The sequence below is a fragment of the Haloferula sp. BvORR071 genome (genome assembly GCF_000739615.1).
Classification (GTDB): Bacteria; Verrucomicrobiota; Verrucomicrobiia; order Verrucomicrobiales; family Akkermansiaceae; genus Haloferula.
In genome coordinates this window covers 94,858-118,665 of record NZ_BATP01000045.1, presented here as the reverse complement: position 1 = coordinate 118,665, position 23,808 = coordinate 94,858, and the positions used below count along the sequence as shown (strand labels likewise).

21 protein-coding genes are annotated in these 23,808 nt (G+C 62.2%); 9 read left to right on the top strand and 12 right to left on the bottom strand.

Annotated features, from left to right (window positions below; all coding sequences use genetic code 11):
- The first annotated feature begins 40 nt into the window (after positions 1-40).
- The 7 genes from BV071_RS23905 (at position 41) to BV071_RS23875 (ending at position 9,781) form a co-directional block, all read left to right on the top strand.
- Entirely contained in the window at positions 41-589 is a 549-nt protein-coding gene (locus tag BV071_RS23905) for a DUF3592 domain-containing protein (RefSeq protein ID WP_265594798.1), read from the top strand.
- Complete coding sequence (locus BV071_RS23900) at positions 586-1,461, top strand: ATP-grasp domain-containing protein (protein ID WP_035612442.1); 876 nt, start codon at positions 586-588, stop codon at positions 1,459-1,461. The genes BV071_RS23905 and BV071_RS23900 overlap by 4 nt, the downstream gene beginning before the upstream one ends.
- 28 nt (positions 1,462-1,489) lie before the next feature.
- Complete coding sequence (locus BV071_RS23895; RefSeq protein WP_035612440.1) at positions 1,490-1,885, top strand: DUF3293 domain-containing protein; 396 nt, start codon at positions 1,490-1,492, stop codon at positions 1,883-1,885.
- Between the two features lie 99 nt (positions 1,886-1,984).
- Entirely contained in the window at positions 1,985-6,973 is a 4,989-nt protein-coding gene (locus tag BV071_RS33585; RefSeq protein WP_265594797.1) for a DUF1800 family protein, read from the top strand.
- A gap of 5 nt (positions 6,974-6,978) precedes the next feature.
- Entirely contained in the window at positions 6,979-7,584 is a 606-nt protein-coding gene (locus BV071_RS23885) for a hypothetical protein (RefSeq protein WP_035612438.1), read from the top strand.
- Between the two features lie 44 nt (positions 7,585-7,628).
- The gene (locus BV071_RS23880) at positions 7,629-9,095 is read left to right on the top strand and encodes a DUF1501 domain-containing protein (RefSeq protein ID WP_035612436.1); all 1,467 of its coding nucleotides are present in this window, start codon (positions 7,629-7,631) and stop codon (positions 9,093-9,095) included.
- A 155-nt stretch (positions 9,096-9,250) separates the two neighbouring features.
- Complete coding sequence (locus BV071_RS23875) at positions 9,251-9,781, top strand: hypothetical protein (RefSeq protein WP_035612435.1); 531 nt, start codon at positions 9,251-9,253, stop codon at positions 9,779-9,781.
- 9 nt (positions 9,782-9,790) lie between these two features.
- Here BV071_RS23875 and BV071_RS33580 read toward each other — a convergent pair whose 3' ends face one another.
- Positions 9,791-10,579, bottom strand: coding sequence for a trypsin-like peptidase domain-containing protein (locus tag BV071_RS33580; protein WP_265594796.1), 789 nt, complete (start codon positions 10,577-10,579; stop codon positions 9,791-9,793).
- A 140-nt stretch (positions 10,580-10,719) separates the two neighbouring features.
- Between BV071_RS33580 and BV071_RS23865 the strand changes: the two genes are divergently transcribed.
- Positions 10,720-11,463: a hypothetical protein gene (locus BV071_RS23865; protein ID WP_265594795.1), complete on the top strand. Its 744-nt coding sequence runs from the start codon at positions 10,720-10,722 to the stop codon at positions 11,461-11,463.
- An 18-nt stretch (positions 11,464-11,481) separates the two neighbouring features.
- Here the strand turns inward: BV071_RS23865 and BV071_RS23860 are convergent, their stop codons facing one another.
- From BV071_RS23860 to BV071_RS23845, 4 genes are all read right to left on the bottom strand, one after another.
- A complete protein-coding gene (locus BV071_RS23860; protein ID WP_035612431.1) occupies positions 11,482-12,285 on the bottom strand; it encodes a DNRLRE domain-containing protein in 804 nt (267 codons plus the stop codon).
- 4 nt (positions 12,286-12,289) lie between these two features.
- Positions 12,290-14,545, bottom strand: a complete 2,256-nt coding sequence (locus BV071_RS23855; RefSeq protein ID WP_035612429.1) for a TonB-dependent hemoglobin/transferrin/lactoferrin family receptor — start codon at positions 14,543-14,545, stop codon at positions 12,290-12,292.
- Positions 14,546-14,744: 199 nt separating this feature from the next.
- Complete coding sequence (locus BV071_RS23850) at positions 14,745-15,560, bottom strand: DUF6607 family protein (RefSeq protein WP_081886197.1); 816 nt, start codon at positions 15,558-15,560, stop codon at positions 14,745-14,747.
- Between the two features lie 44 nt (positions 15,561-15,604).
- Positions 15,605-16,378, bottom strand: a complete 774-nt coding sequence (locus BV071_RS23845) for a PEP-CTERM sorting domain-containing protein (protein WP_265594794.1) — start codon at positions 16,376-16,378, stop codon at positions 15,605-15,607.
- Positions 16,379-16,587: 209 nt separating this feature from the next.
- Between BV071_RS23845 and BV071_RS23840 the strand changes: the two genes are divergently transcribed.
- Positions 16,588-17,445, top strand: a complete 858-nt coding sequence (locus BV071_RS23840) for an AraC family transcriptional regulator (protein ID WP_035612425.1) — start codon at positions 16,588-16,590, stop codon at positions 17,443-17,445.
- Between the two features lie 63 nt (positions 17,446-17,508).
- Here the strand turns inward: BV071_RS23840 and BV071_RS23835 are convergent, their stop codons facing one another.
- The 7 genes from BV071_RS23835 to BV071_RS33575 all read right to left on the bottom strand — a co-directional run bounded on the left by BV071_RS23835 (position 17,509) and on the right by BV071_RS33575 (position 23,799).
- A complete protein-coding gene (locus BV071_RS23835; protein WP_052573811.1) occupies positions 17,509-18,330 on the bottom strand; it encodes a hypothetical protein in 822 nt (273 codons plus the stop codon).
- 41 nt (positions 18,331-18,371) lie between these two features.
- Positions 18,372-18,584, bottom strand: a complete 213-nt coding sequence (locus tag BV071_RS23830; protein WP_035612423.1) for a hypothetical protein — start codon at positions 18,582-18,584, stop codon at positions 18,372-18,374.
- A 25-nt stretch (positions 18,585-18,609) separates the two neighbouring features.
- Positions 18,610-18,810: a hypothetical protein gene (locus BV071_RS23825; RefSeq protein WP_035612421.1), complete on the bottom strand. Its 201-nt coding sequence runs from the start codon at positions 18,808-18,810 to the stop codon at positions 18,610-18,612.
- 32 nt (positions 18,811-18,842) lie between these two features.
- A complete protein-coding gene (locus tag BV071_RS23820) occupies positions 18,843-19,226 on the bottom strand; it encodes a cytochrome C oxidase subunit IV family protein (RefSeq protein ID WP_035612419.1) in 384 nt (127 codons plus the stop codon).
- Positions 19,227-19,289: 63 nt separating this feature from the next.
- Positions 19,290-21,011: a cytochrome c oxidase subunit 3 gene (locus BV071_RS23815; protein WP_035612417.1), complete on the bottom strand. Its 1,722-nt coding sequence runs from the start codon at positions 21,009-21,011 to the stop codon at positions 19,290-19,292.
- A 62-nt stretch (positions 21,012-21,073) separates the two neighbouring features.
- Positions 21,074-23,014 carry a cbb3-type cytochrome c oxidase subunit I gene (locus BV071_RS23810; RefSeq protein ID WP_052573810.1) on the bottom strand — a complete coding sequence of 647 codons (1,941 nt, stop codon included), beginning with the start codon at positions 23,012-23,014 and terminating at the stop codon, positions 21,074-21,076.
- A gap of 26 nt (positions 23,015-23,040) precedes the next feature.
- Positions 23,041-23,799: a cytochrome c gene (locus BV071_RS33575; protein WP_052573809.1), complete on the bottom strand. Its 759-nt coding sequence runs from the start codon at positions 23,797-23,799 to the stop codon at positions 23,041-23,043.
- Positions 23,800-23,808 lie beyond the last annotated feature (9 nt).

Here is a 23,808-nt window from a genome sequence, read left to right as displayed (position 1 = left end):
ATCCTGCGGGCCGTTTTTGTTAGTAGCTGCCATTCACACCGTGAACCTCCGACTGCAAAAGTACGAGCCAGTGCGAACCCAAGAAACGGGTCCTGTTTTCGCGGCTGTCATGGGGTGCATCGGAGCGCTGATCTTTATCGCGGTGTCCATTGGTCTGACGATGAAAGTCAGGGAATATCTGAAAGCCCGCGATGCCATCAGGACGCCCGCCAGGATCGAATCCCTGAAGATCTTCAACCACAAGGGGAGGAGCCCGACCACCAGCATGGTCGCAAGCTACTCCTACCAATGGGAAGGACGCCAGTTCACCAGCAAGCATCTCGGCATCTTCGTCGAGAGGTGGGATCTGAGGTTGCTCATGATGAACGCTTTTGAAAAGGGCGGAACGGTCGATGCTTGGGTCGATCCTTCCGATCCGAGCTACAGCGTCATCGACCGTGAATGGCAGTGGAGTGAGTTCATCGCGTTCGTCGGGCTCCAGATCTTCGGCGTCTGGATGGCCTTCTATTGTTTCTCAATCGCCCGCTACGGACCCAAGCCACTGAAGAAAAAGCGTCACTTCGGAAAACCCCTGCTTCGCCTGCCATGATCTTGCTATTCCCCTGTGAGCCCTTCGCGCCGCAGCGCGTGGATCCCGACTTCGTCACGGAGTATGAAGCCGCACGCTTCGTCGGCTTCCAGTGCGTGCTCTATTCGCACGAGGATCTCGAAGAAGGAAACATGCAGAGCTGCCTGCGCGGAATGCCCGCCGATAGCACGGACCGCAGCCTGCTGATCCGCGGCTGGATGGTAAACGGCGAGACCTACCGGCTTTTCCACGATGCCGCGGTAGAGCGTGGCTATCTTCCTGTCACTCTCCCGGATGCCTACGACCAGGCTCACTACCTGCCGCTCGCCTACCCTATCACGATGGGGAATACGGCCCGCAGCGAGTGGATCGAAGGGGATGATCCCGAGACCGCGTGGGAGCTCTACCACGGCTTCCGTGACAAAGACACGATCATCAAGGACTGGGTGAAGTCCGCCAAGGCACGCTGGAAGGATGGCTGCTACATCCCGGCCGGGACCACTCGCGAGCGCTTCCTGGAGATCTTCCGGGTCTTCCGCGAGGAGCGCGGCAAGCTCTTCAACCGCGGCGTGGTGTTGCGCGAGTTCCTGCCGATCGTCGAGCGCGGCAGCGACATCCACGGCCTGCCGCTGGTCGAGGAATCGCGCTTGTTCTTCTGGCAAGGCGAATGCCTGGCGCCGGCGGATCGCACGCCGCCGAGCCCGATGGACGAGATCGGGCGCTGGACCGCCATCGCGCGGCAATTCCGCTCGCAGTTCATCACCATCGACGTGGCCCGCTTGGAAGACGGCAGCTGGATGATCGTGGAGACTGGAGACGGGCAGGTCTCGGGCTTGCCGGTGGGGCTAGAGCCAGAGCGATTCTACTCGGCGCTTTGGAACAAGAGCCGCTGATCGCATCCATCGCAAAGCAACGAATCCCATGTCCCTGCCTCCGGAATACTATTCCACCGTCTTCCTGCTCGAAGCTTCTCCTTCTCCCCTGCCCGCTTCCTTCGTGATCATCACGGCCTACAATCCGATGGATGAGGCGACGCCGGAGGAGGCCAACGAGCAGCGGGACGATGAACTCCGGACTCTGCTTGAACTACGACAGATCCAGTACTTCCGTGCCATCGGCTGTTCACCGGACCTTGCCCACCGTGAACCTGGCTGGGCGTTCCCGGCCGGTGCGGAGGAAGCGCTGGAGACCGCCCGCCACTTCCGCCAGCGAGCCCTGTGGCGAATCGAGGGTGACGAGTTGCTTCTAATCGACTGCTCGGATGGTGTCGGCGAGTCACTCGGTTCCTTCCGGGAGCAAATTCGGCCTTCCGGGTGACGATTCCGCCGCATTTCCCCTGAAATTCAGCATGCCGGCGGCTTTCCGGAATCGTTGAATTGCAAAAAGGGCGTTCTTGTGAAGGATCACGGGCCGCTAATGGCTCACCCGGATAGTCGCCTGGTCCTGTTGTCGATCCTCGCATGCGCGGCGGGTCAGGTTCCCGCAGCCACCTATGACCCGGTCTGGCAACTGGGGTCGGATGACAACAGCACTGCACCCTTCTCGCAGGAGAGCTTCGGGCCTAACAGCGCCCCCGGCTCGGCATCGGTGAAGGACGACGACTACTACTTCGCCGGCACCTATCCGGGGGTCGGCACGGTCGCCAGCGCCGAAAGCCTCGCGAATTTCGAACGCGCCGCTAGCCAGGGCGACCCACGCAAGAGGGTCCACTTCATGCTCAGCGCGGCTCAAGCCGCTTCCAGCAGCCGCTTGAAAATGACGGTGGATCTCTTCGGCGGCGGTGCGTGGATAAGCCAATCGATTCCCGGCTTCTCCAGCCACGATATCAGCATCACTTTCAACGGGCAGCCGGTCGGCACCCGCAACGGCATCACCTGGAACACGCTCCTCAGCTTCACGGTGCCAGCTTCGGCAGTGAATGCCGTGGCTGGCGCGAATGTCCTCCAGATCGAGCGCACCGGCGGAAGCAACGGCGGCTACATCCAACTCGACTACCTGAAACTCGAGGTCGATCCCGACGCTCTTTCCGATGCCGATGGTGACGGCCTGCCACTATGGTTCGAGGAGGACTACGAGCTGAATCCGGCCCTCGCAGACGCCACGCTGGATACCGACGGCGATGGCCTGACAAATCTCCAGGAATTCCAAGCCGGCACCAACCCGACTGATCCGGACACGGACAACGACGGTCTGACGGACGCGCAGGAAATCACCACCAATCCACTCAAGCGGGATACGGATGGCGATGGCCTCGCAGATGGCGAGGAGACCGGCAGCAGCCCCCTGCTCATCGACACCGACAACGACAGCTACCCGGACAACGTGGAGCTGGAGCAGGGTAGCGATCCCAATAGCGACGCCTCGCGCCCCTTCAACTTCCCGAATGCGGTCAGCCTGCAATTCATCTCGGAAGCGCAGTCCTCCGCCGCTCTTCCCGTGCATGAGCCCGCCGGCTACTTCCGGCTGCCGTGGTGGAACGTGACGCCCTGGCTTCCCGCCTGGCGCGAGACAGGGACCACCCTGACCGGCAGCATGACCGCGCTGAAGAATCACCGCGGCTTGACCACCTCGATCGGTGCTTCGTGGACTTATCACTATGCGCAGGACGGGCTGCACAAGGGTCCGGGCAATGAGCGGCTCTATGACGGGATGATCCGCAGCGAGAACAACGGCAGCGTGGTCACTCCAGCAACCGTCACGCTTAGCAACATTCCCTACGCGACCTATGATCTGCTGGTGTATGTCGGAGCCGTCTATCCGGACAGCGCGGGCGACAGCGCCCCGAATCGCAGGATCGGCTATGTGCAGCGCGGCAGCGATGCGGCGAGCAAGCGCTACTTTGGTGCCGCTTCCGCACCGCCCTTCCACGGCTTCATCGAAGCGACCAGCACCACGGATGGCGACTACCGGCCGGCGAACTACGTGCGCTATCCCAACTTGAGCGGCAGCACGCAGACCGTCTCGGTGCAATCACCGCCGGTCAATACGCCGGCCTGCATCCACGGCATCCAGATCATCGATACCCTCACCGACAGCGACAACGACGGGATGAAGGATGCCACCGAGGTGGAGTTTGGCTTCAATCCCCTGCTTCCCGACGCAAACGCCGATGCCGATGGCGACGGCATGTCGAACAGCGCCGAGATCGCCGCCGGTTGCGATCCCCACGATCGGGATACGGACAAGGACGGCTTGCTAGACGGCGAGGAAGCCGCTTACGGCACCTCTCCTCTCGATCCCGACAGCGACAACGACACGCTGACCGACGGCGCGGAGGTCCACGCCACGCCCTTCAACTCGCTGCCCACTTCGGCCGATAGCGATGGCGACGGCTATTCCGATGCGGTCGAGCACGCCATCGGATCAAACCCGATGTCGGCCACGAACTTCCCGCCCTCCGTGCCGCAGTGGGATGCCGCCACCAATACCTGGCGCTGGCGGATCGATAACATCCGCCTGCTCTGGAACCACTCGCAGTCGATGCTCGGGGCCATCCCCAACAACGACGCGATGCTCTGTGAGGCTGTCGCGACGATCAACGGCGGCGGCTGGAATCATCAGATCGGCATCGGCCTTGCTTACTCGAAGGGCAAGCTGATGCACCGCTTCCGCTGCATCCAGGAAGTCTTCCACCAGGCGAATGGCGATGGTTACTGGGACACCGACTTCGAGTGGGATGGCGTCACGGACCACACCAAAACCTATGGATTCAGCGGCTTCGGCGAGGCGGATGACTCGAAGCCACTGCGCATGGAATTCACGGCGGTGCGCGCGGCAAATGGCAGCAATTCCTGGACTCTCAAGTTCCTGTTGGCGGATCTGAGCAATCCGAACAGCCCGGTGACCCTGGCGACCTATTCGGCTGCGAATGCGATTGCCACCGATCCTTCGCTAATGAGCGGCAACACGGTTTGGACTGATGCGAACGGCAACCCGGGCCACTTCGACCTGGCGATCGAGCCGGGCGTTCAGGCCTTCATCACGCCCACGGCGGTGGGCGTCCTTGATACCGATAGCGACGGCATGCCGGACGCTTGGGAAACGGCGAACAGCTTCAATCCAAACAGCGCCAGCGATGCCAACCTCGACGCTGACGGCGACGGATTGAGCAACCTGCGCGAGTTCCTCGCAGGCACCTTCCCGCGGGATAGCGATAGCGACGACGATGGCGCGAACGACGGCCTGGAGATCAACTATGGCTCCGATCCGCTGGCCGCCGCCAGCAGGCCCGCGGGTTTCAACTTCACCGGGAATCTCGCCGACCTCAATGGCGATGGCCTCTCCGATGCTTGGACCCTGTGGGCTGGCGGCACGCCTCGCGCGCCATTGGCTGACGATGACGGTGACGGCATGAGCAACCTCTCCGAGAGCCAGGCTGGCACCGATCCGGGCGATCCCAACTCGCGGATCACCCTCACCGGCACGATTGGCCCCAGCGGCTTCGACTTGGCATGGACCGATCTTCCCTTCAAGGCGCATGCCATCGAGAAGAGCGATGCGCTCACGGGGTGGAGCACTGTCGGCGGCACGCCCACGGTATCAGGCGGTCTGCGCCGCTTGACTATTCCCTCGAATCAATTGACCCCGAGCAAGGGCTTCTACCGCGCCACGGTGAACCCGATCGATAGCGATGGCGATGGCGTCGAGGATTGGGTGGAGGCCAAGGTGCTCGGCACATCCACCAGCTCCGCCACCTCGGCGGGCCAGACGATCACCCGCGCCAATGGCCAGTCCCTCAGCGGGGATGCTGTTGCTCTGTTAGAGCGGATGCAAGGAGCGGCCGTGAACGGAGGCAGCCCCGGCACCACTACCCCGGACACGCCTTCAGCCACGAATGCCGCGCGCTTCCTGATGCAAGCGAGCTTCGGCCCCGTGCCTCAGGACATCGCTCAGGTTCGCGCCTTGGGATACGCTGGCTGGATCGATCAGCAGATTGCCGCGCCACCATCCTATCTCTCGCCCTACATCAAGCAAATCAAGGCGGATGCTGCAGGGTCGCATGTCGATCCCACCTACAATTTCAACCAGCTCGATAAATACGTCTTCGGCAACAATATGACCACTCCCTTCGCGCGTGCCGCGATCGGTGGTGAGGACCAGTTGCGCCAGCGCGTGGCCTTCGCGCTGTCCCAGATCCTCGTGGTCTCGCGCCGCGATGCCAATCTCGAGGACAAGCCGGAAGGCATGGCGAACTACTACGACATGCTGATCCGCAACTCGCTGGGGAACTATGGCGACCTCCTGCGCGAGGTGGCCATGCACCCGGCGATGGGCTGGTATCTCAGCCACGCGGGCAATCAGAAGGCCGATCCATCGATCCCGCGCTACCCGGACGAGAACTTCGCCCGCGAGCTCATGCAGCTCTTCAGCATCGGCCTGTGGGAGCTCAATCCCGATGGCAGCCGCAAGCTCGATATCCATGGCGAGCCGATCCCGACCTATGACAATGGCGGCATCACCGAGATGGCTCGCGTCTTCACCGGCCTCTACTTCGCCTCGCCCTACGGCTGGGGCGGCGGCGGCTGGGAGGACTCGCACCTCACGCTGCCGATGGTGATGTATCCTGAGCGCCATGACTTCGGCGTGAAGCATATCCCCGGTGGCTTCGTGGTGCCCGCGCGCGAGGAGAACGAGACCAACGGCCTCCAAGACGTCCGGGACGCGGTCGAGGCGATGTTCCGCCATCCCAACACGCCGACCTTCGTTGGCAGGCAGCTGATTCAATTCCTTGTCACGGACAATCCCTCGCCCGCTTACGTGAAGCGCGTGCACGATGTCTTCGTCAATGACGGCACAGGCAAGCGCGGCAACCTGGCCGCCGTGGTGAAGACGATCCTGCTCGATCCGGAGGCGCGCTCCCAGCCGGCCTCTCCGACCTATGGCAAGGTCCGTGAACCGGTGATCCGCACCATGCACCTCGGCCGTATCTTCAAGCTCGCCGAGGCCCACCCGGACTTCGTCTGGTGGAACTGGCCGGAAAACTACTACGGCTACACCAAGCAGGAGCCGCTGAACTCACCGAGTGTCTTCAACTTCTATACGCCCGTCTACCAAGCGCCTGGTGAGATCCGCAACAGCGGCCTCGTCAGCCCCGGCTTCCAGATCGTGGACACCTTCTCCTCGATCTCCTTCCCGAATCTCGCCTGGGACTACCTGCACCGCGGCTTCACCTCCGCGTGGGAGTGGAACTACCCACTCGACTACAGCGGTGCCCTGCTACTCGCCGAGAATCCCGCAGCACTGGTCGACCACATGAACCTCCTGATCTGCGCCGGCTCCATGACCACTCGGACCCGAGGGATCATCGTCAACGCGATCTCCAACTCCGCGCTCACCGCCAAGGATCGCGTGGCGCTCGCCGCGTGGCTCGCCATGTGCTGTCCGGAGGGCAGTATCCAACGCTGAAACCGATGCGCGCGTTCCTCTATCTTGTGCTCACACTCTTGTTCTCTTGCCGCCTTTGCCACGGCGCGGAGGAGGCGGAGGCTGGCGGGAAACCTCCGGGAGAAACCCCGCTCACATCTCCCGGCAAGGCATTCTCGATCGTGAGGGTGAACAGGGAGCCGGCTTGGGAAGATCCACATTGTATCGCGGAGAAGGTGGTCTTCGCCAAGACCAGCCTTGGCGAGGCCCCTCTTGAGGTCATGACTTGCCGCGGAATCTACTTCGTCTCACCCGATGAGCGCTGGATTCTCCGCCATCAAAAGACCGAGTTGGGCAACAGCATCGCAATGCTCTACCGCGTCGAGGAAAACGGCCGCGTGGGTTCGATCCAAGGATTCGACGAAAGGATGTGGGCAGCTTCCGATGCTGTTTCGCCCATCAAGTTCAAGGACCTCTACACCGCTGCAATCTACAGGGTGAGCTGGTCTCCCGACTCGAAGACTCTCGTGCTCAAGATCGGCGGCTCCCACTTCTCAGACGGCCTCGAGGCCTTGGTCAGCTACGATCTCAGTAAGAACACATTTCAGGTAAAAACTCCGCCTGACAACCAAGACGAGCAAGGCACCAAGTAGCCGCCTGTCGCCCCCCGGACATCAGATTTCAAATTTCGCCACCCATGCGTAGCCGCCGCAAATTCCTCGGGGAAGCCAGTTGTGCCGCCATCGGCTCTACCTCGGTGCTATCCACCTTGCTGAACCTGACCATGGCCAACCACGCCGCGGCCCAAGGGGGCTTCGGCGGGCAGCGCAAAACCCTGGTCTGCGTCTTCCTCTCCGGTGGCTGCGACACCTTCAACCTCCTGATTCCCACGGATGCGCGCTATGCGGAATACGCGGCCTCCCGCTCGAACCTCGCGATCCCCCTCAACCATGCGGATCCGACCAAGAGCGTGAAGCCGCTCACCGGCACCGGCTTCGGCGTCCATCCCTCCTGCGGCAAGCTCGCCGAGATGTTCAATGGCACCGGTGCCTTCGCCGGCAAGAAGCGCCTGTCCTTCGTCTCGAATGTCGGCACCCTGATCGAACCGATCACCAACAAGCAGGCCTATCTCAACGGTAGCATCAAGATTCCCAAGGCGCTCTTCTCCCACCGCGACCAGATCGAACAGTGGCAGACCTCGGTCCCCCAAGGCATGAATGTGCTGAGCGGCTGGGGAGGCCGCGCGGCGGACATCATCCACTCCACGCTGAATACCGAGCAAACCGCCGGCTACTACATGCCGATGAATTTCTCGATGGCTGGCAACTCCGCCTTCCAGATCGGCCAGAGCGAAGGACAATTCGTCATCACGGGCGAAGGAGCGCTGAGCTTCACCGGTACCGGCGGCACGTCGCCCGCCCTCGTGGCGAAGGACCAGGCGATGCGAGATATCATCGCCAGCCCGGTCGAGGATCATTACAGCAATCTCTTCCACCGCACCCACGCCCGCACCACCGCCAATAGCGTGGAGCGCGGCGCGCAGTTCCAGCAATCCTACACCGCTCCCGGCACACTGAATGGCAAGAGCGTCGCCACGGTGGTGGCCAATGCGCCATTCCCCGCTCACTACATCTCCGCGCAATTCCGAGCCGCGGTGAAGACCATCGCCATCCGCCAGCAGCTCAAGCTCGCGCGCCAGACGATCTTCATCGAGTTCGGTGGCTGGGATCATCACGCCGAGCTGCTGGAGAATCACAAGAACATGCTCTCCGTGCTGGATGGAGCCCTCTATGCGCTCCAGTCCTGCTTCGAAGAACTTGGCCTGGCCAATGACGTGATCACCTTCACCTGCTCCGACTTCGGCCGCACCTTGCGCTCGAACGGCCAAGGCACCGACCATGCCTGGTCCAGCAATCAGCTCGTGATGGGTGGTCCGATCCTCGGTGGCCAGGTCCGCGGCAGCTTTCCCTCTCTGGTCATCGACGGTGCGGACGACATCGGCCGCGGTGGACGGATCTTCCCGAAGGTCTCCGCAGACGCCTATTTCTGCGAGCTGCTCCGCTGGTTCGGCGTGACAGCCGGTGACATGGACGATGTCCTGCCGAATATCCGGAACTTCTACGATCCGGCTAGTAGTGCCCATCCGGTCGGCTTCCTCGCCTGAACTTGGGCATGGCCGGCTCAGCGGAATTCCCCCGCGTCTAACCGGCCACAAGAACCGTTATCCGCGGTGGGTCGACCGATCCAATTTGCCAAGCCGGGCCGGCTAACGTACAGCTTGTCCAGCCCACCCTGAACCCTAGCCCTGGCTGCCCGGTCATGACCCACCCGCGCGCGCTGCTCATTGCTGTTACCCTTGCCCTGATCGCCCTCCTCGCCTGGCGTTTCTTTCCTTCTCGAAAGGCTGCCCCGCCCGAGACCTCTCGCGAGGACAGCCGTGGCCAGGGCATCGCTCCCGCCGCAGCACAAGGAGCGACGGCTGCGGAAAAGCTGCTTGAAGGCTACGGCGAGCCAGACACCTCGCCGATCGAAGACCTGCGCAAAATCCATCGCGTGATTACCGGCTACTTCTCGGTGGTGAAGGACGCCAGCCGCAACCCCATCGGCGGCAATCTCGATCTCGCCGCTGCCCTGCGCGGGGAGAACCCGAACCGCGAGGTCTTCGTGCACGATAGCAACCCGATCTTCGGCAAGGACGGCAGCATCGTCGACCGTTGGGGTTCGCCGATCGTCGTCCATCCGGAGGAGTTCCGGCGCATCGGCCTGCGCTCTGCTGGCCCCGACCGTTCGCCCTACACGATGGACGACCTCGTGCTCAGCCCGAACGGCGCGCAAGAACAAGCGAAGTGAAGTGATCACTCACTTTGGGGCCGCGGCTGCAGCAGCCGCCAGCGTCTCCCGCACAAAGCTCGCATGCAGGATGATGCCCATCCCCAAGGGCAGCTTGACCGTGCTCTCCTCGAAGGCGCTCGTCGTCTTGATCTCGTGATGGTGCTGGCCGATCACGATTCCCGCCACGCGCGGATGATCGCCCTCGCCTGGAATGAAGACCGGTCCGCCACTGTCGCCCGCGAAGGTGGTGAAGTCGCCCAGGAAGGTCGGGTGGCTCTTCTCCGGCAATAGCGGCGGACTCGCAAAAATCCCCTGCCGCGCCACCGGAAAGCCTGCACCATTCGCCTCGAAGCGCTCCGGAAAGGTCAGCACGAAGAGCGGGCTGCACAGGTGCACGCCCGAGGCCCTCAAGCCCGCTTCATCTAACAGTGCCGACTCCGGCAGACCTGCCACCTTCACCGGCAGCTCGCCCTCCAGCTTGAGCACCGCCACGTCCTCCTTCGCATGGCGTGTCCACAAGGCCTGCTCGCCACGGCGGATCGTGATCGTGTGGTCATGGCGACTATAGGATCCGTCCTCCTCGGCCTGGCGCAGCACCAAGGTGGCGGTATCCCCCTTCGTTCGCTCCAGCGTGTGTGCGCAGGTCACCAGATAGAGCGCCGGGTCGGCCTCGCGGCGCACCAATACGCAAGTCGAAGTCGAGTCCGGGTGGAAGAACTTGAAGGTTGCCCCCAGCATCTCCGTGGCGAAGTCCGTGGCCTTCGCACTCCGCAGCGTGAGGAAGGAAAGTAGTAGGGCAATCAGGACGCGTTTCATGGGCAGGCGGAGGGTACGCGGGAGAGCCGCCGCCCCTTTCATCCGGTAGCACTTTCCGTTTCCCACAAGCCGACAATCCAGCGCCAGACTTTCGCAAGGCCGCGGGAGCAGGCACCGTGGGTCGCGGCTATGGTGCTCACATGTCCGGAACATTTCATTCCCGCAACACCGGAGTCGCTCATCGTTTGCAAGGACCGCTGGCCCAAGTTCTCAACCATCTCTGCTTGCTCGGCGAGGGCACCCTTATCCTTCGCGAGGAAGGCCTGAGCCTCGCAAAGGTGACTTCCTTCGGCCTCTGCGTCACTGATGGCCGCCAAGGCTGGCATCTACTACGCGACGCCATCAGCGGCTTGGAGACCGATCTCTGCTCCGCGCGCAATGCTTATCTCCTGCCGGATCCCGATGACGGCGTGCCCGTCTTCGCCACTGCCGGCATCAGTGGCGAGGTCGATCTCTCGCTCCGCTTCGAGTCGCTGAACTGGCGCTCGCGGCCGATTCTCGGATTGCTCGACCAATGTCAGGCCATCCCCATCGATCCGCGCGAAGGCCGCTGCCTAGGAGCGGGTGCGTGGCTCGACGATTGGAAGACGAGCAGCACCCTCACCCAGACCACCGATTGGAATCTACTTTCCGCGCTCGACGCCTGCCGCTGCCTTGAGCTGGAGATCCACTCCGGCCTGCATCGTTGCGCTGTCGCCTTCCGCCCCGCTTTCCTTGATACCGATGGCAGCGTCATCCGCATCGCCGATGCCAGTCGCAAGCATGTGGTCTTCGCCGATGCCGGCAGCGCCGAACTCCATTTCCAAAGTCTCGCTCCCGGTCACTTGAAGATCTGCCGTGAGAGTCGTCGCCAAGCCGTTCGCTTGTCGGCCCCCGCGGCCTGATGTGATGCGAGGGGGCGCCTATTTGCTCAGGCGGTAATATTTCGAGCCTCCGCTCACAGGCTGTGTCACCCGCCACAAGCCGCTCGCCGAAGTCGCGCTGGCTCCGCTGGCCACCCACGGCCCTGCGGGAGATAGCGCCTCCTGCAAGACCCACCCGCTGCTCCCGCTCACCGGCCATTCGAGCGCGACTTGGGCGTCCTGCTGGGTGAGGGATAGCACCGGCGGCACGGCAAGCGGCTCCGCCCGTGTCACCACCAGTTGCGGCTTGAAGTTGGTCAGCTCCATGGAGGCGAACTCGACGTTCAGCCACGGCTCCGCGCTTTCACTCTCCGGCTTGAGTGCCACCCCGTAATTCGGTTTCGCTCCGGAGGCCCACTGCTTCACCAGTTCAGTGATGTCGGCTTCCACCCACGCGTCCTTGGTTGTCGCCGTCATCACCAGGGTTCCCGCCAGCTCCTGCGGTTGGATGTTATTCCAGCGCAAGGTGGTGTTCAGGTTCCACGCCGTACCTTGACGGTGGATGGAAACATTCCCCGGTCGGTAACCACCGCCGTTCGTCGAGTTCGGGATCATCGAGAACAAGCGGATCTTGGCCGTGCCGATCTCCGCTGCGGGTATCGTGAGCGATGCAATATTGAACTGGATCAGCGAGCGGTGCCCGTGAGCCTGATTCGGATCCGCGCCCACATTCAGCGAGTCCGGCGTAAAGGATGGCGCATCGAAGAAGGCATAGACATCGCTATCCTGGGAAGGAGTGAGCGTCACGGTCTCCGCGGCGGCGCTCCCCAGGAGCGTAAGAAAAGGCAATGCGGCTTTCATCATCTTGTTAGAATGTCTTGGTGATCGAGACGCTGAAATTCCGGCCGGGCGCGGTGCTACGATCCGTGGTGCCATTGCCACCGAGGTGGCCGTTGCCACGGCGCACCGATCCCCAGGCCCAGTATTTCTCGTCGAAGATGTTGTTCAGCCCCGCATTGATCGCGAGCGTCTCGGTCGGCTGCCACCAGGCCGCGAGATCCAGCGTAAACCACGCCGGCGGCCGGAAGAAGGCCCCTTGGTTGGTGCTGTCGTCAACGCGGTCGACCTCCGCGGTATAGATGCCGGTCAAGCGCGCGCCGAACTTGCCATTCGGATCTTCGTATCCGGCGAATGCGGCGGTTTTCCATGGCTCGATCGAATTGAGAGGGACGTCGTCCGTTAGATTGGTACCGATCGTCTTGCCGGTGCTCAGCCCGAGTTGCCAGCCCTCTACCTTGCTCGACCAGTAGCCAAGATTATGCACACCGCCGAGTTCGAAGCCGTAGATCTCCGCCTCACCGCGGTTCATCGTGGTCACGATCTCGCGGCCATCCTCATCCAGTTCACCGGTGAAGACTCCGTTCTCAATGAAGTCGCGGTAGCGGGTATAGAAGAGCGCCGTCTGGAAGCGCCCGGCACTGCCTTCCGCCTTGTAGCCCAGCTCGAAGGAATCGCTCTGCTCCTCCTTCAAATTCGGATTCGGCACGGTCAGGGCACCAGCCGGACTACCTCCGGACGGCGGGTGATCAAAGATCATCGACAGCTCCTCCGCAGAAGGATTGCGTACCCCACGCGACCAGCTTCCGTAGACCTGCATGGTATCGACTGGCTTCCATGCAAGGTTCAGCCGCGGCGCGATCGAGAAATTCTCATACTCATCCGGCGGCTCTTGCGCGAAGCGCCCCAGGCTTGCCAAGCGATCCAGATATTCCTGATTCGGATCCGGCTCGATCTTCTGCCAGTCAAAGCGCAGCCCCGGCGTAATGAACCAGCGCCGCGCGATCTTCACCTCATCCTGGAGGAAGAAGCCAAGCCGCGTGGTATCGGTCGGCGCGAAGGCCGTCCGATTGTGGTCCAAGGGCGCGCCGGAATCGACGCGAGTGTAGCGGTTGTCGCCGCCCTCAATCGAGAAATCGAGACCTGCCATCACCGCGTGCAGCACGGCATCCTCACTGCCGAAGTCCCGGCGAGCCGTTGAATTCACACCGGCGATATCCGTATCGAAGTTGATGCGCTGCTGCCGGGTGCGCTGGGTCCCCGGAATCGGCACACCGCCGATCACCCGCGGCTTCGACGCCGAATCGTTGTCGCTCTGGCTTCCTGCATGCTGCCAGTAGACCAGGCTATCGAGTTGATCCACCCAGCCGGCCTGTGGCGTGTATTGCCACTTCAGGCTGGCGCGCTGCCGGTCCAACAATTGGTCATTGTAAACGTGGTCTGTGAAGACCGGGAAGGGCGAGACCACCGCACTCCGCGCATTGATCGAGGTATCGCGCTCGAAGATCTCCAGGGCCAGCTGCAGGAAATGCTCATTCGTCCGGTGCTCCGCCTTCAGCAGCGCGGAGTGCGAGGTGAAGTCCGTGGGATTCGGCGGCTCCACACCGTTGTTCGCCGTTTCCTGACCCTCGCGTCCGGCATACAGCAGCATCACCGCGGTATCGCCTTCCTTGAAAGCTCCGCCGAACTGTCCTGCCACACTCTCATTCACCGAGAAATACTGGGCTCGCGCCAAGCCTCCCACCTTGTGACCCTTCAGCAGACTCTCCGGCTCCGGGGTCCTGAAGGTGACCACGCCGCCCAAGGCATCGCTGCCGTAGAGAGCACTGGTACCGCCCTTCAAGACCTCCACCAGATCGAACATCGCCGGGTCGAAATAATCCCGGCCAATGCCGCCCGCACCGTCGCCGCTGCCCATGTCGAAGGAAGTGGAGACGTACTCTGGCGGCTGGCGGATTCCATCCAGCTCGATCGCCACGCGGTTGCCCTCTGCGCCGCGGATGTTGATGCTTCCGTAGCCGGATTGCCCGTAGGCAAAGGCTCCATCACCGCTGGCGAAATCGAAGGGCAATGAAACCGTCGGATCATACTTCGCAAAGCCTCCGAGATCCTGTGCGCCGCTGCGCAAAAGGTCATCCGCAGTGATCTGCAGCACCGAACCACTGGCATCGATCCACGGCTGCTCGGTCCGAGTTCCGACCACCACCACCTCATTCAGGCCGCCACCCTCATCCCCGGCGGCGGACTCCTCCTCAGGATCCGCCGCCGGAGCGGGTTGCAGCGCCATACCAATGGCGACAATTACCAGGAAAGATAGTGGAAGGGCTGCCCCCTTCAGGCGGGGCGAGTCTCCGGAGAAAATCGACATCATTGAATCGAGGGGATGTCCCCGCCGCCACTGCGCGGCAGGGATGGATCCTTCACTGCGCCACCACAAAAGGCTTCAGCTTCTCGCGGATCTTCGCGAGGTCCGGTGCCTTGCCGTCTTACGTCTCTTCCACCAGATCCGCGACCACGTCCATGAGCAGCCCGGGGTCGGCCTTGGTTTGCACTTTGACGCTGCCTTGGGCGGCGTAGAACTCCTCCCAGACTTGACGCACATCTTTCCAGAAGGCGGAGGTCTTGTCCCAATAGGCATTCGCCTTGGCGAAGTCATGGTCCTTCACCTTAGTATAGGGATTGAAGCCGATCTCCCGCACCAGCGGATACTCCTTCCCTTCACGCTTCACCCACTTGGTGTTGTCCTGCTCGTGGAACCAACCCTCGGAAGTGATCGTGTGGCGGTTGGTCACGACCAGGAGATCGTAGTCCTCGCGCTTCTCTTCGCGCCGCGGCTTGGGTCGATTGGCCTGAGCGGTCCACTCGCTCGCTTGCTCATGATGCTCCCAGGCAGCGATGCCCTCGTAGCGCGGCGAATCATCGACCTGCGTCACGCGCTGGCTCCACTTGCCCTTCACCTCGGCGGGCTCGATCTTCTTGGTAGTCCACACCCGGTTGCCCTGAAATTCGAGGATCTCCGTGTCCTCATAAGTCCAGATCTGGGCCCAATGCTTCACCACCGCCGGCCCAGCCAACAGGATGTGCTGGAGGATGATCCGCTTCCCGGAGTCTTCCACCACCTTCACGGTCTCGAAGGCCTCCTCTTCGTAGGGCTTCTCCACCGGCTTGTAGTCATCCCGCAGCGAGAAGGTCTCCCTAAAGTAGAAGCCCACCTTGAACTCCCCCGCCATCGCGAGGATCGCCTTGCGATCCTGATCGAACTTCTCGTCGGCGGCAGCTGGCAGAACGAGGGCCAGCAACATCGAAAATACTATAGGTCTCATAGCTCCTATCAGTCTTATGGGGCCTATCGGCGGCGACGGATCAGCAGACCCACACCCAGGAGCGACAGCAACATCCCCGAAGGCTCCGGCACGATCGCCGTATCCGGTGCATAGCCGCTGCTCGAGAACACAGTGTCCACCTGCAGGTCGGTCACCGACAGCACCGAGCCACCGCTTGAGCCCTCTTGCCCGAAGATATCCACGGTGTAGCTGGCCGCATTGCCCGGCAGCTCCCACTTCGCCCACCACTGGGCCGTTCCGCTGGCATTCCGGGTGATCAGATACTCCGGTTCGATGCCATTGATCTCGCCGAAGCCGAAGCCATCCAGCGCGCCACTGAAACCAAACAGCGCGCCGGACAAACCGGAGCCCTGGATAATGATCGTCGTGAAACCTTCAGTCCCCACCGTTCCGGCGGTCGGGATGTGGAGTTGCAAGTCGGCACCATTGATGGTGTTCACATCGGAGTAGATGTTGTTGCTGCCGGAGACGATATCGATGCTCGACCCTTGGGTGATGAACCCGGCGCCAGGCAGGCCACCCGGGTTGATCGAGGGCGTGCCATTGATAATGTCCGGGCTGGGATCCGGCTCACCCACCGCTGGCGGCGGATTGCCATCCCAAGTGCCATAAGCCCAACCGAAGTAGGTCGCCGCGGGACCATTCCGGAAGGAGGGGGCAAACAATCCGGTCCCCTCGTACACCACAAACGCGGCGGAGGCGCTGGGGCCAGCCAGAACGGCGGCAAGCGCAGGCAAAAGGAAGAGCGGGCGGCGAGAACGGCGGGGTGCTTTCATGTGTTCGGACGGCTGGCTGCAGCCGATGCGCGATGCTCCCGCGCGCTCCCCCACTCCGCTCCCGCCGACTTGCCTTTCCGTGGCGATGGCTTGCGCCCGGCCCTCCTTCCCTATAAGCCGCCGCTAGTCCGGCGCAATCTGGCGACATCCCGAAATCTTCTTCTTGCGACTCAATCGCAATTAAGGCCCAATCTGCCCCGAGCCACCCCATGTCTGCCTTCCTCCACCCCACCATTCTTCACCAAGGAGAGGGCGTTGCGGTCACCGGCATCGACGTCGAGCTCACTCACGCGGTGGATTGGAGCGCCCTCCTTCGCCCCGCCACCGGGCATTTGGTCCTGAATCTCGACGGCCACGCGGTGATTTTGGGTCACCGCATCCGCCTCGGCATCGTGCCTGGCACGGTTTCCCTGTTGAGACCCGGCGAGCGCGAGAGCATTCACGCCAGCCGTCTGCCCGGCGGTGGCCGCCACCGCTTCGTGGTCCTCTCCGCCACTCCTGCTTGGCTGGAAACCAATTTCGGAGACTCCGCATCAGCCCTGCATCCGGTCTTGCAAAGCGCTGACCCAAGCGGTCTCCCGCAGTTCGGCCAACTGCGCTCCATGAACCTCGCGGAGCGCGACCTCTGCGAATCCCTGCTCCAGCCGCCGGTCCCCCGCTCGCTCCGCGCCGCTTGGTTCCGCGGCAAGGGCCTCGAATGCTTCAGCCTATTCGGTGCAGCCCCAAAGCCGGGCAGCACCTCCAACGATCCGCTCCGTCAACGGATCGATACCGCCACCCTCTGGCTGCGCGAGCACTTCCGCGAAGACCTCGACCTGCACGCCGTCGCCCGCCACGTCGGCTGTGCGCCGCATTACCTGAGCCGTCTCTTCCGCCAGCACAGCGGCAAGACGCTCAGCCAGAAGCTCCGCGAGATCCGCATCGACCGCGCGGCCGTGCTGCTGCGCGACGGCAGTTGCAATGTCACCGAGGCCGCCTTCGAGGTCGGCTACAATAGCCTGAGCCACTTCACCAAGGCCTTCGTTACTGAGAAGGGCCAACGCCCCTCCGACTGGCGGGCGGGCTAGGCACGAAAAAGGGCGGAAGGATCTTTGCCCCTCCGCCCTTGGGAAATCTCTTCTTGGTGTGCCTTAGCGGCTCACCGTCTCCACTGCCGGAGCTCTCTGGGCTTCCGCCGTTGCGGGAGCCGCCGGAGCGTGGGTCTTCAGCGCGGAAGCCGACTGCTCGTCAAACCAGCTTTGGAAGGCCTTGTTTTCCACCACTTCCATCTGGCCGACCATGTTGCCGTGACCTTCGCCACAGAGCTGGGCACAGACGACTGCGGTTTCCAGCGTCTTGATCGGCGTGAACCACATCGGGATCTCCTTGCCGGGGATCGCGTCCTGCTGGATGCGCATCGGCACGATCGCGTAGTTGTGGATCACATCGTTCGAGGTGATGGCCAGAATCGCCGGGCGGTCCTTGGCGATCTTCAGGGTCGGCGTGATGAAGTCGTCCTGGGCGTTCGGATCATCGAAGTCGATGCCCGGGTCGCTGTTGCTGGTGATCTTCTGCGGATTGATGCGGCCGAACTTGCCGTCCTTGCCGGCATAGTGGTAGGTCCAGCCGAACTGCCAGCCAACCACCCGCACCCGGATCGGGTCGAGCTTCTGCACGTCCGTCCAGCTATCCGTGCGCTCGTGCCAGAGCGGAAAGGCGAAGCCGAGCAGCAGCACGGCCTCAATGATCACCACCGCGATTTCGAGGTGGCTCGAGATGTGGTTGCGCACGCCGTGATACGAGGCACGCGGATGCACCGAGGCCCGGAAACGGATCAGGCAGTAGGCGAAGAACAGGAACCACCCGGCGCCAAGCGCGATCATGAACCAGTGGACCACGTCAATCAGGTGATCCACGCGGCCGCCGTGGGCGGAAAAGCATTCCGGGATGCTGAGGAATTTCGAAGGACTCATGAAGATCGGTCGGTCGGTCGGGAAGGAAAGAGAAAGGAGAACTAGTGCGGGGCCAGATCACGCGGATCGCAGAGCTCCGGGTCCAGGGTTTGGGCGCTGCGGCGGGCCATCCGCACCAGGAAGAATACCACGGTGCCCAGCATCGGCAGGATCACTCCCAGCATGAAGAAGATCGACCAGCCAGCGGCATTGGTCGTGTCGTTCTGGTTGTTGAGCTGGCAGGTCGCGCAAGCGATCAGGGAAAAGCTGTCCATGGCCGTTCGAGGGTGTTCGGTTCGGTTAGACGATGATCTTGCGGGCCTTGCGGTAGAAATAGACCCCGTAAACCGGCATCCCCAGAGCCGCGGCCGCGCTCACCGCGCCGAGTCCTGTAATGATCGCCGTGCGGTCCGCCGCGAAAGCGAAGGCCCAGACCGCCAAGAACGCGAAGAGCAAGGTGCTCACCGTCACGAAAACAATATGGAAAGCTTTCAGGGACATACGCTTGGGCGGTTGGAATTAAGGTTCGTTGCTTACCGGTTTTCCTTGAAGGGCACCACGTGCTCCGAGCCCGGAACGCCGGTCTTGAAACCATTGTAATGGATCGGATCCCACTTCGCGAGGCCGATGAGGGCGACCAAGAAAAACGCGGCGACCAAACCAAAGCCGAAAAGCCAGTAAACCAGGCGCCGCTCGTGGTTAAGGTGCATGAAGATCAGCGCCACCAGCGTCGCCTTCACCGTGGCGATCGCCAAGCCGATGCAAAGGTCCGCGGTGTCGAAGCCATGCTGGCCGAAGTCCAGCCACGGGACCATTGCCACCGCCACCGTGAGCAGCGTGCCGCCGAAGAGGACAGCGCCGATCAACAGGTAAAGCCGGACGGCCTTCTTGATAGCTTCTGGAGAATCACCAGCCATGGGAGTCGATTAGAAGAGTGGGAAAAAGAATCAGATCGTTCGGACCTCGCGATCCGGGAAAACTTACATCAAATACAGGATCGGGAAGAGGAAGATCCACACCAAGTCCACGAAGTGCCAGAACAGGCCGCCCACTTCCACGCGGTTGGCCAACCACTCCGGGTTGCTCAGATACATCTTCTTGCCGAAGAACAGGTAGTAGGCGAGCACCAGCGCGCCACCGATGACGTGCAGGCCGTGCAGACCGGTCATCGTGAAGTAGATCGCGTAGTAGGTGTTCCATGCCGGCGCGAACTTCGAGGCGAAGGCCACCTGCTCGCGCGGGATTTCCAAATGCGGGAAGGCATGTTGCTCGGCGCGGCCTTCGTAGTTCGGGCCGAAGAATTGCTCCTTGGGCTGGGTGTCCACGTGCGGCATCACATACTTGCCCGCATCGATCTTGATATCCGCCAGCGGAGTGGTCGCATAGTAGGCCATCTCCTGCCAGTTGATCCGGTACTTGTCCTTCTCGGTCGGCACCCGCTTGTGGGCGGCGAGCTCGGCAGCCAAGAGCCCCACAGCCTTCTGCTGCTTCTCCCAGATCTCCTTGAGCTCCGGGTTCTTTGCCATCACCCAGCTTTCTTCGATCGCCTTTTCGATCGCACCGTCAGCAGCGTCGGAGTGTTCGTCCACGCCCAGCTTCTGGCGGACCTTCAGTGCCAGGTAGCGGAAGTCGAGCGCATCCACGTAGTGGAACACCATCGGGCTTTCCTCAAGCTTGCCGGTCAGGGCCGTGCCGTCGCGCAGGGTAGCGGGGCTGCCGTTTTCCTGGATGTCACGCGGGCGGAAATGGAACACTGTCTCCGGAGCCACCGTGAAGGCAATCGCGGGCTGCTCGTGATGCAGGTCGAGCTGGCTTTCGTCGATCTTCACGTCCGGCGCCAGTTGGCGGTCGGTCTTGCCCGAGGAGTTTTCGTCGGCCACGGTCCAAGCCTTGCGGAAGGCGGTGATCCGCAAGTCGGCATTGTGGGCGCGGGCGTCCTTGTGCAGCTCGGTGATGCGCTCCAGCAGCTTCATCGAAAGCGCACTACCCTTGGCGAAATTGTCAGCGCGGGAAAGCGGGGTGGTCGCCGGCTCGGTGTTGCCGTCCTTGTCCACCTTGACCTGCTCACCTTTACCCATCACCACGTCTTCCTTCAGCGTCACGGCCGTGCCGCCAGCTTCCGCGTGGGCGATGATCTCCTCCACCCAGTCGTGGTGGTAGCGCACCGTGTTGAAGCTCACTTCACTGGTGCTATAGTTGATCGTGTCTTCCTCGATCTTCTTGCCGTGGTGGTTCAGCGCGAAATCCTCTTCCTTCGGCTGCTCGCCGTGGCCGACGTGCACGCCTTCCTTGAGCTCAAAGCCCAAGTGACCTTCGAGGATCGCATAGTCCTTCAGGCGCACCGCCTGGTGGTGGAACTTCACGTTGTACTCGATGCCCTTCAGCACCATGAAGATCCCCGCGCAGACCACAGTGATCGCCATGAAGATCTGGAACTGGCGCCACTTGCGCAGCTTCAGCGACATCCACGCAAAGATCACGGTCACGGAGGAACCGATCAGAACGAAGGTGTTAATCAGACCCGGCAGCACCGGCAGGGTGCGCTCCGGCCACGGATAGTCCGCACCCAGGCGCAGGAAGATGTAGGCGGAGAAAAAGCCGCCGAAGAGCATGACTTCCGAGGCCAGGAAGAGCCAGATGGCGATCTTCGAGTTGACCAGCCCCGTGTCCTTGCGCGGGGTGAAGATGTAGGGGATTTCCATGGGGAAAAATGTTCAGCTTCCCGCTTCAAGCCCGCAGGCTTGAAGCCGGATCGATCTCAGGCTCAGTGGGCGGAAGGATGGGTGGATGCTTGGCCGGGCAGCTCAGAGGCGGCAGGAACGGCACCTGCCTCACGCTTGGGCTCTTCCCACTGCGGCAGATAGTCATCCTCGCAGTCGGGGCGGCTGTATTCATACGGGCCGCGGTAAACGGAAGGCTCGGTCAGGAAGTTGCCGTGGCCCGGAGGCGTCGGCGTCGCCCATTCCAGCGTCGTCGCGTCGTACGGGTTGTCGTTCTCGACCTTGCGGCCGAAGAAGAGCGAGCCGAACAGGTTGATCACGAAGGGAAGCTGTGCCAGTGCCATCGCCCATGCCGCCATCGACATCAGGATGTTCAGGTCGATGTGCTTCTCGACGATCAGGCTGAAGACGTTCGTGCTGCCCTCGCCGCTCGGCATGTAGGCATCACCACCGTTATACCAGCGGCGGTGGAAGCCGGCCATCCCCTGCGTCAGCATCGGGAAGAAGATCAGGTTCATGCAGATCAGGCTCGGCCAGAAGTGCAAGTGAGCGAGGAACTTGCTCATGTGCTTGCCAGTGATCTTCGGATACCAGTGGTAGACCCCTGCGAAGAGGCCGAAGAGAATCCCTGGCGCCACCACGTAGTGGAAGTGGCCGATCACATAGTAGGTGTCGTGCAGGTGCAGGTCCACCAGGTTGAAGGCCAGCGGCAGACCGGTCAGACCGCCGATACCGAACATCGGCAGGAAGGCGCAGGCCCAGATCATCGCCGGGGTGAAGCGGATCGAACCGCCCCACAGCGAGATGATCATCGAGGTGAGCAGAATCACCGACGGGATCGAGATCAGCACCGTGGTGGTCTGGAAGAAGGTCGAAACCACCGGACCCATGCCGGTCAGATACATGTGGTGAGCCCACACGATGAAGGACAGGAAGCCCAAGGTCATCACCCCGTAGACCATCGCCTTGTAACCCCACAGCGGACGGCGGGTGTTCACCGGAATGATTTCCGCCACACAGGCGATCGCCGGGAGCAAGAGAACGTACACCTCCGGGTGACCGAGGAACCAGAACAAGTGCTGGAACAGCAGCGGCGAACCACCACCGGAAAGGTCAGCCAGGCCCTCGCTCTTCGAGAACAGGCCGGAAGGCATGAAGAAGGACGAGTGCGAAACCCGGTCCATGAGCTGCATAATGCCAGCGGCTTCCAGCGGAGGGAAGGCCAGCAGGAGCAAGAAGCCTGTTACCAGCATCGCCCACACGAAGAAGGGCATGCGCATCCAGGTCATCCCGCGGGCCCGCAGGTTGATGATCGTGGTGACGAAGTTTACCGAACCGAGCAGCGAGGATGAAATCAGCAGCACCAGACCGATCAGCCATTGCGTCTGACCGGCCAGCCACTGGTTCACGATCTGCCCGTCAGCGAATCCCGCCAGCGGTGAGTAGTTCGTCCAACCGGACTTGGCCGCACCGGACTCCATGAAGAAGGAAAGGCACATCGTCAGGCCGCCGAGCAGGTAGAGCCAGTAGCTCGTCATGTTCAGCTTCGGGAAGGCCATGTCCACCGCACCGATCTGGAGGGGCGTGACGTAGTTGCCAAAGGCACCGAAGCCAAGCGGCACAATCCCAAGGAACACCATGATCGTGCCGTGCATGGCACCGAACATGTTGTAAGTCTCACCCGTCACCTTGCCGTCCACCAGCCAGCGTGCCTTCCACGTGTCCGTGAAGATCCAGGCCATCCACTCCGGCAGCGGCCGGTGCGGGTAGGCGATGCTCCAGCGCATCACCATCATCAGGTAGAAGCCGAAGGCCAAGAAGGCCATCGCCGTCAGGCCATACTGGATCCCGATCGTCTTGTGGTCCGTGGAGAAGACGTACTTCTTCCAGAACCCCGGATCGTGATGGTGATGGTCATCGTGACCGTGACCATGGCCGTGCTCATGGTCGGAGTGGTGATCGGCGTGTGCGGCGTGGGCGCTCATGCTTGGCGTAAAGGGAAAAAGTCAGGTTACTTGGCGACCGCCTCGAGGGTGATCGGATCGACCATGTCGTCCGCTTTGACGGCGGCACCCGACAGGGTCTTCTTGTGATCGGCGTTCAACTCGTCGCCGGTGACGGCTGCACCGGCCTTGGCGCGGCCGGCGGAAATCTTGATGGCCTCGGCGGCCTGGGCCTTGCTCACCACATCGCCAACCTTGTTGCCGAAGTTGTTGCGGACGTAGGTCATCACGCAGGCGAGGTCTTCGGGGCTCATGCCCGCGCCCTGCGCTGGCATCACGCCGAAGGTCTTGCCATACGAAGTCGGTCCGGTCAGGCCGTTGAGAACGATCATCGCAAAGCGCTCGTTCTCGCCCTGCGCGAAGGCGGAACCCGCCAGCGAAGGATAGGCATTGCCGTCACCCTTGCCGTCCGGGCCGTGGCAACCGCTGCACTTCGAGTAAATCTTCGCGCCTTTCTTGGAGTAGGCTAGGACGGCGGTCATTGGCTCAGCCTTCGCACCATCGTCATCCGGAGGAATCACCTGCACGTAGCCTTCGCGGACCGTATCCTTGTAGGAGAACAGCGGCGTGCCGTAGCCGAAGGCAGTCCAGCCGGCGAACATCACCGGAATGAAGCACAGCGCCATCACCCACATCGAGACCGGCTCGGCACCGTTCTCGGTGAGCCGGTTTTCACGGGATGCCGCGGCCGCACCGCGGAGGACGCGCTCGTGGGCCTCGGTGACATTCACCGATTCCTCGAGGTCGGGCTTGGTAGGATCGTGCATCGGAAAGGA

Coding starts and splice junctions, on each gene's coding strand:
- BV071_RS33585 (WP_265594797.1), top strand. CDS start 1,985: ATGGCTCACCCGGATAGTCGCCTGGTCCTGTTGTCGATCCTCGCATGC.
- BV071_RS23845 (WP_265594794.1), bottom strand. CDS start 16,378: ATGAAAGCACCCCGCCGTTCTCGCCGCCCGCTCTTCCTTTTGCCTGCG.
- BV071_RS23850 (WP_081886197.1), bottom strand. CDS start 15,560: ATGTTGCTGGCCCTCGTTCTGCCAGCTGCCGCCGACGAGAAGTTCGAT.
- BV071_RS23835 (WP_052573811.1), bottom strand. CDS start 18,330: ATGAGTCCTTCGAAATTCCTCAGCATCCCGGAATGCTTTTCCGCCCAC.
- BV071_RS23830 (WP_035612423.1), bottom strand. CDS start 18,584: ATGGACAGCTTTTCCCTGATCGCTTGCGCGACCTGCCAGCTCAACAAC.
- BV071_RS23900 (WP_035612442.1), top strand. CDS start 586: ATGATCTTGCTATTCCCCTGTGAGCCCTTCGCGCCGCAGCGCGTGGAT.
- BV071_RS23880 (WP_035612436.1), top strand. CDS start 7,629: ATGCGTAGCCGCCGCAAATTCCTCGGGGAAGCCAGTTGTGCCGCCATC.
- BV071_RS23840 (WP_035612425.1), top strand. CDS start 16,588: ATGTCTGCCTTCCTCCACCCCACCATTCTTCACCAAGGAGAGGGCGTT.
- BV071_RS23825 (WP_035612421.1), bottom strand. CDS start 18,810: ATGTCCCTGAAAGCTTTCCATATTGTTTTCGTGACGGTGAGCACCTTG.
- BV071_RS23875 (WP_035612435.1), top strand. CDS start 9,251: ATGACCCACCCGCGCGCGCTGCTCATTGCTGTTACCCTTGCCCTGATC.
- BV071_RS23820 (WP_035612419.1), bottom strand. CDS start 19,226: ATGGCTGGTGATTCTCCAGAAGCTATCAAGAAGGCCGTCCGGCTTTAC.
- BV071_RS23855 (WP_035612429.1), bottom strand. CDS start 14,545: ATGGCGCTGCAACCCGCTCCGGCGGCGGATCCTGAGGAGGAGTCCGCC.
- BV071_RS23815 (WP_035612417.1), bottom strand. CDS start 21,011: ATGGAAATCCCCTACATCTTCACCCCGCGCAAGGACACGGGGCTGGTC.
- BV071_RS23895 (WP_035612440.1), top strand. CDS start 1,490: ATGTCCCTGCCTCCGGAATACTATTCCACCGTCTTCCTGCTCGAAGCT.
- BV071_RS33580 (WP_265594796.1), bottom strand. CDS start 10,579: ATGAAACGCGTCCTGATTGCCCTACTACTTTCCTTCCTCACGCTGCGG.
- BV071_RS23810 (WP_052573810.1), bottom strand. CDS start 23,014: ATGAGCGCCCACGCCGCACACGCCGATCACCACTCCGACCATGAGCAC.
- BV071_RS23860 (WP_035612431.1), bottom strand. CDS start 12,285: ATGATGAAAGCCGCATTGCCTTTTCTTACGCTCCTGGGGAGCGCCGCC.
- BV071_RS23885 (WP_035612438.1), top strand. CDS start 6,979: ATGCGCGCGTTCCTCTATCTTGTGCTCACACTCTTGTTCTCTTGCCGC.
- BV071_RS33575 (WP_052573809.1), bottom strand. CDS start 23,799: ATGCACGATCCTACCAAGCCCGACCTCGAGGAATCGGTGAATGTCACC.
- BV071_RS23865 (WP_265594795.1), top strand. CDS start 10,720: ATGTCCGGAACATTTCATTCCCGCAACACCGGAGTCGCTCATCGTTTG.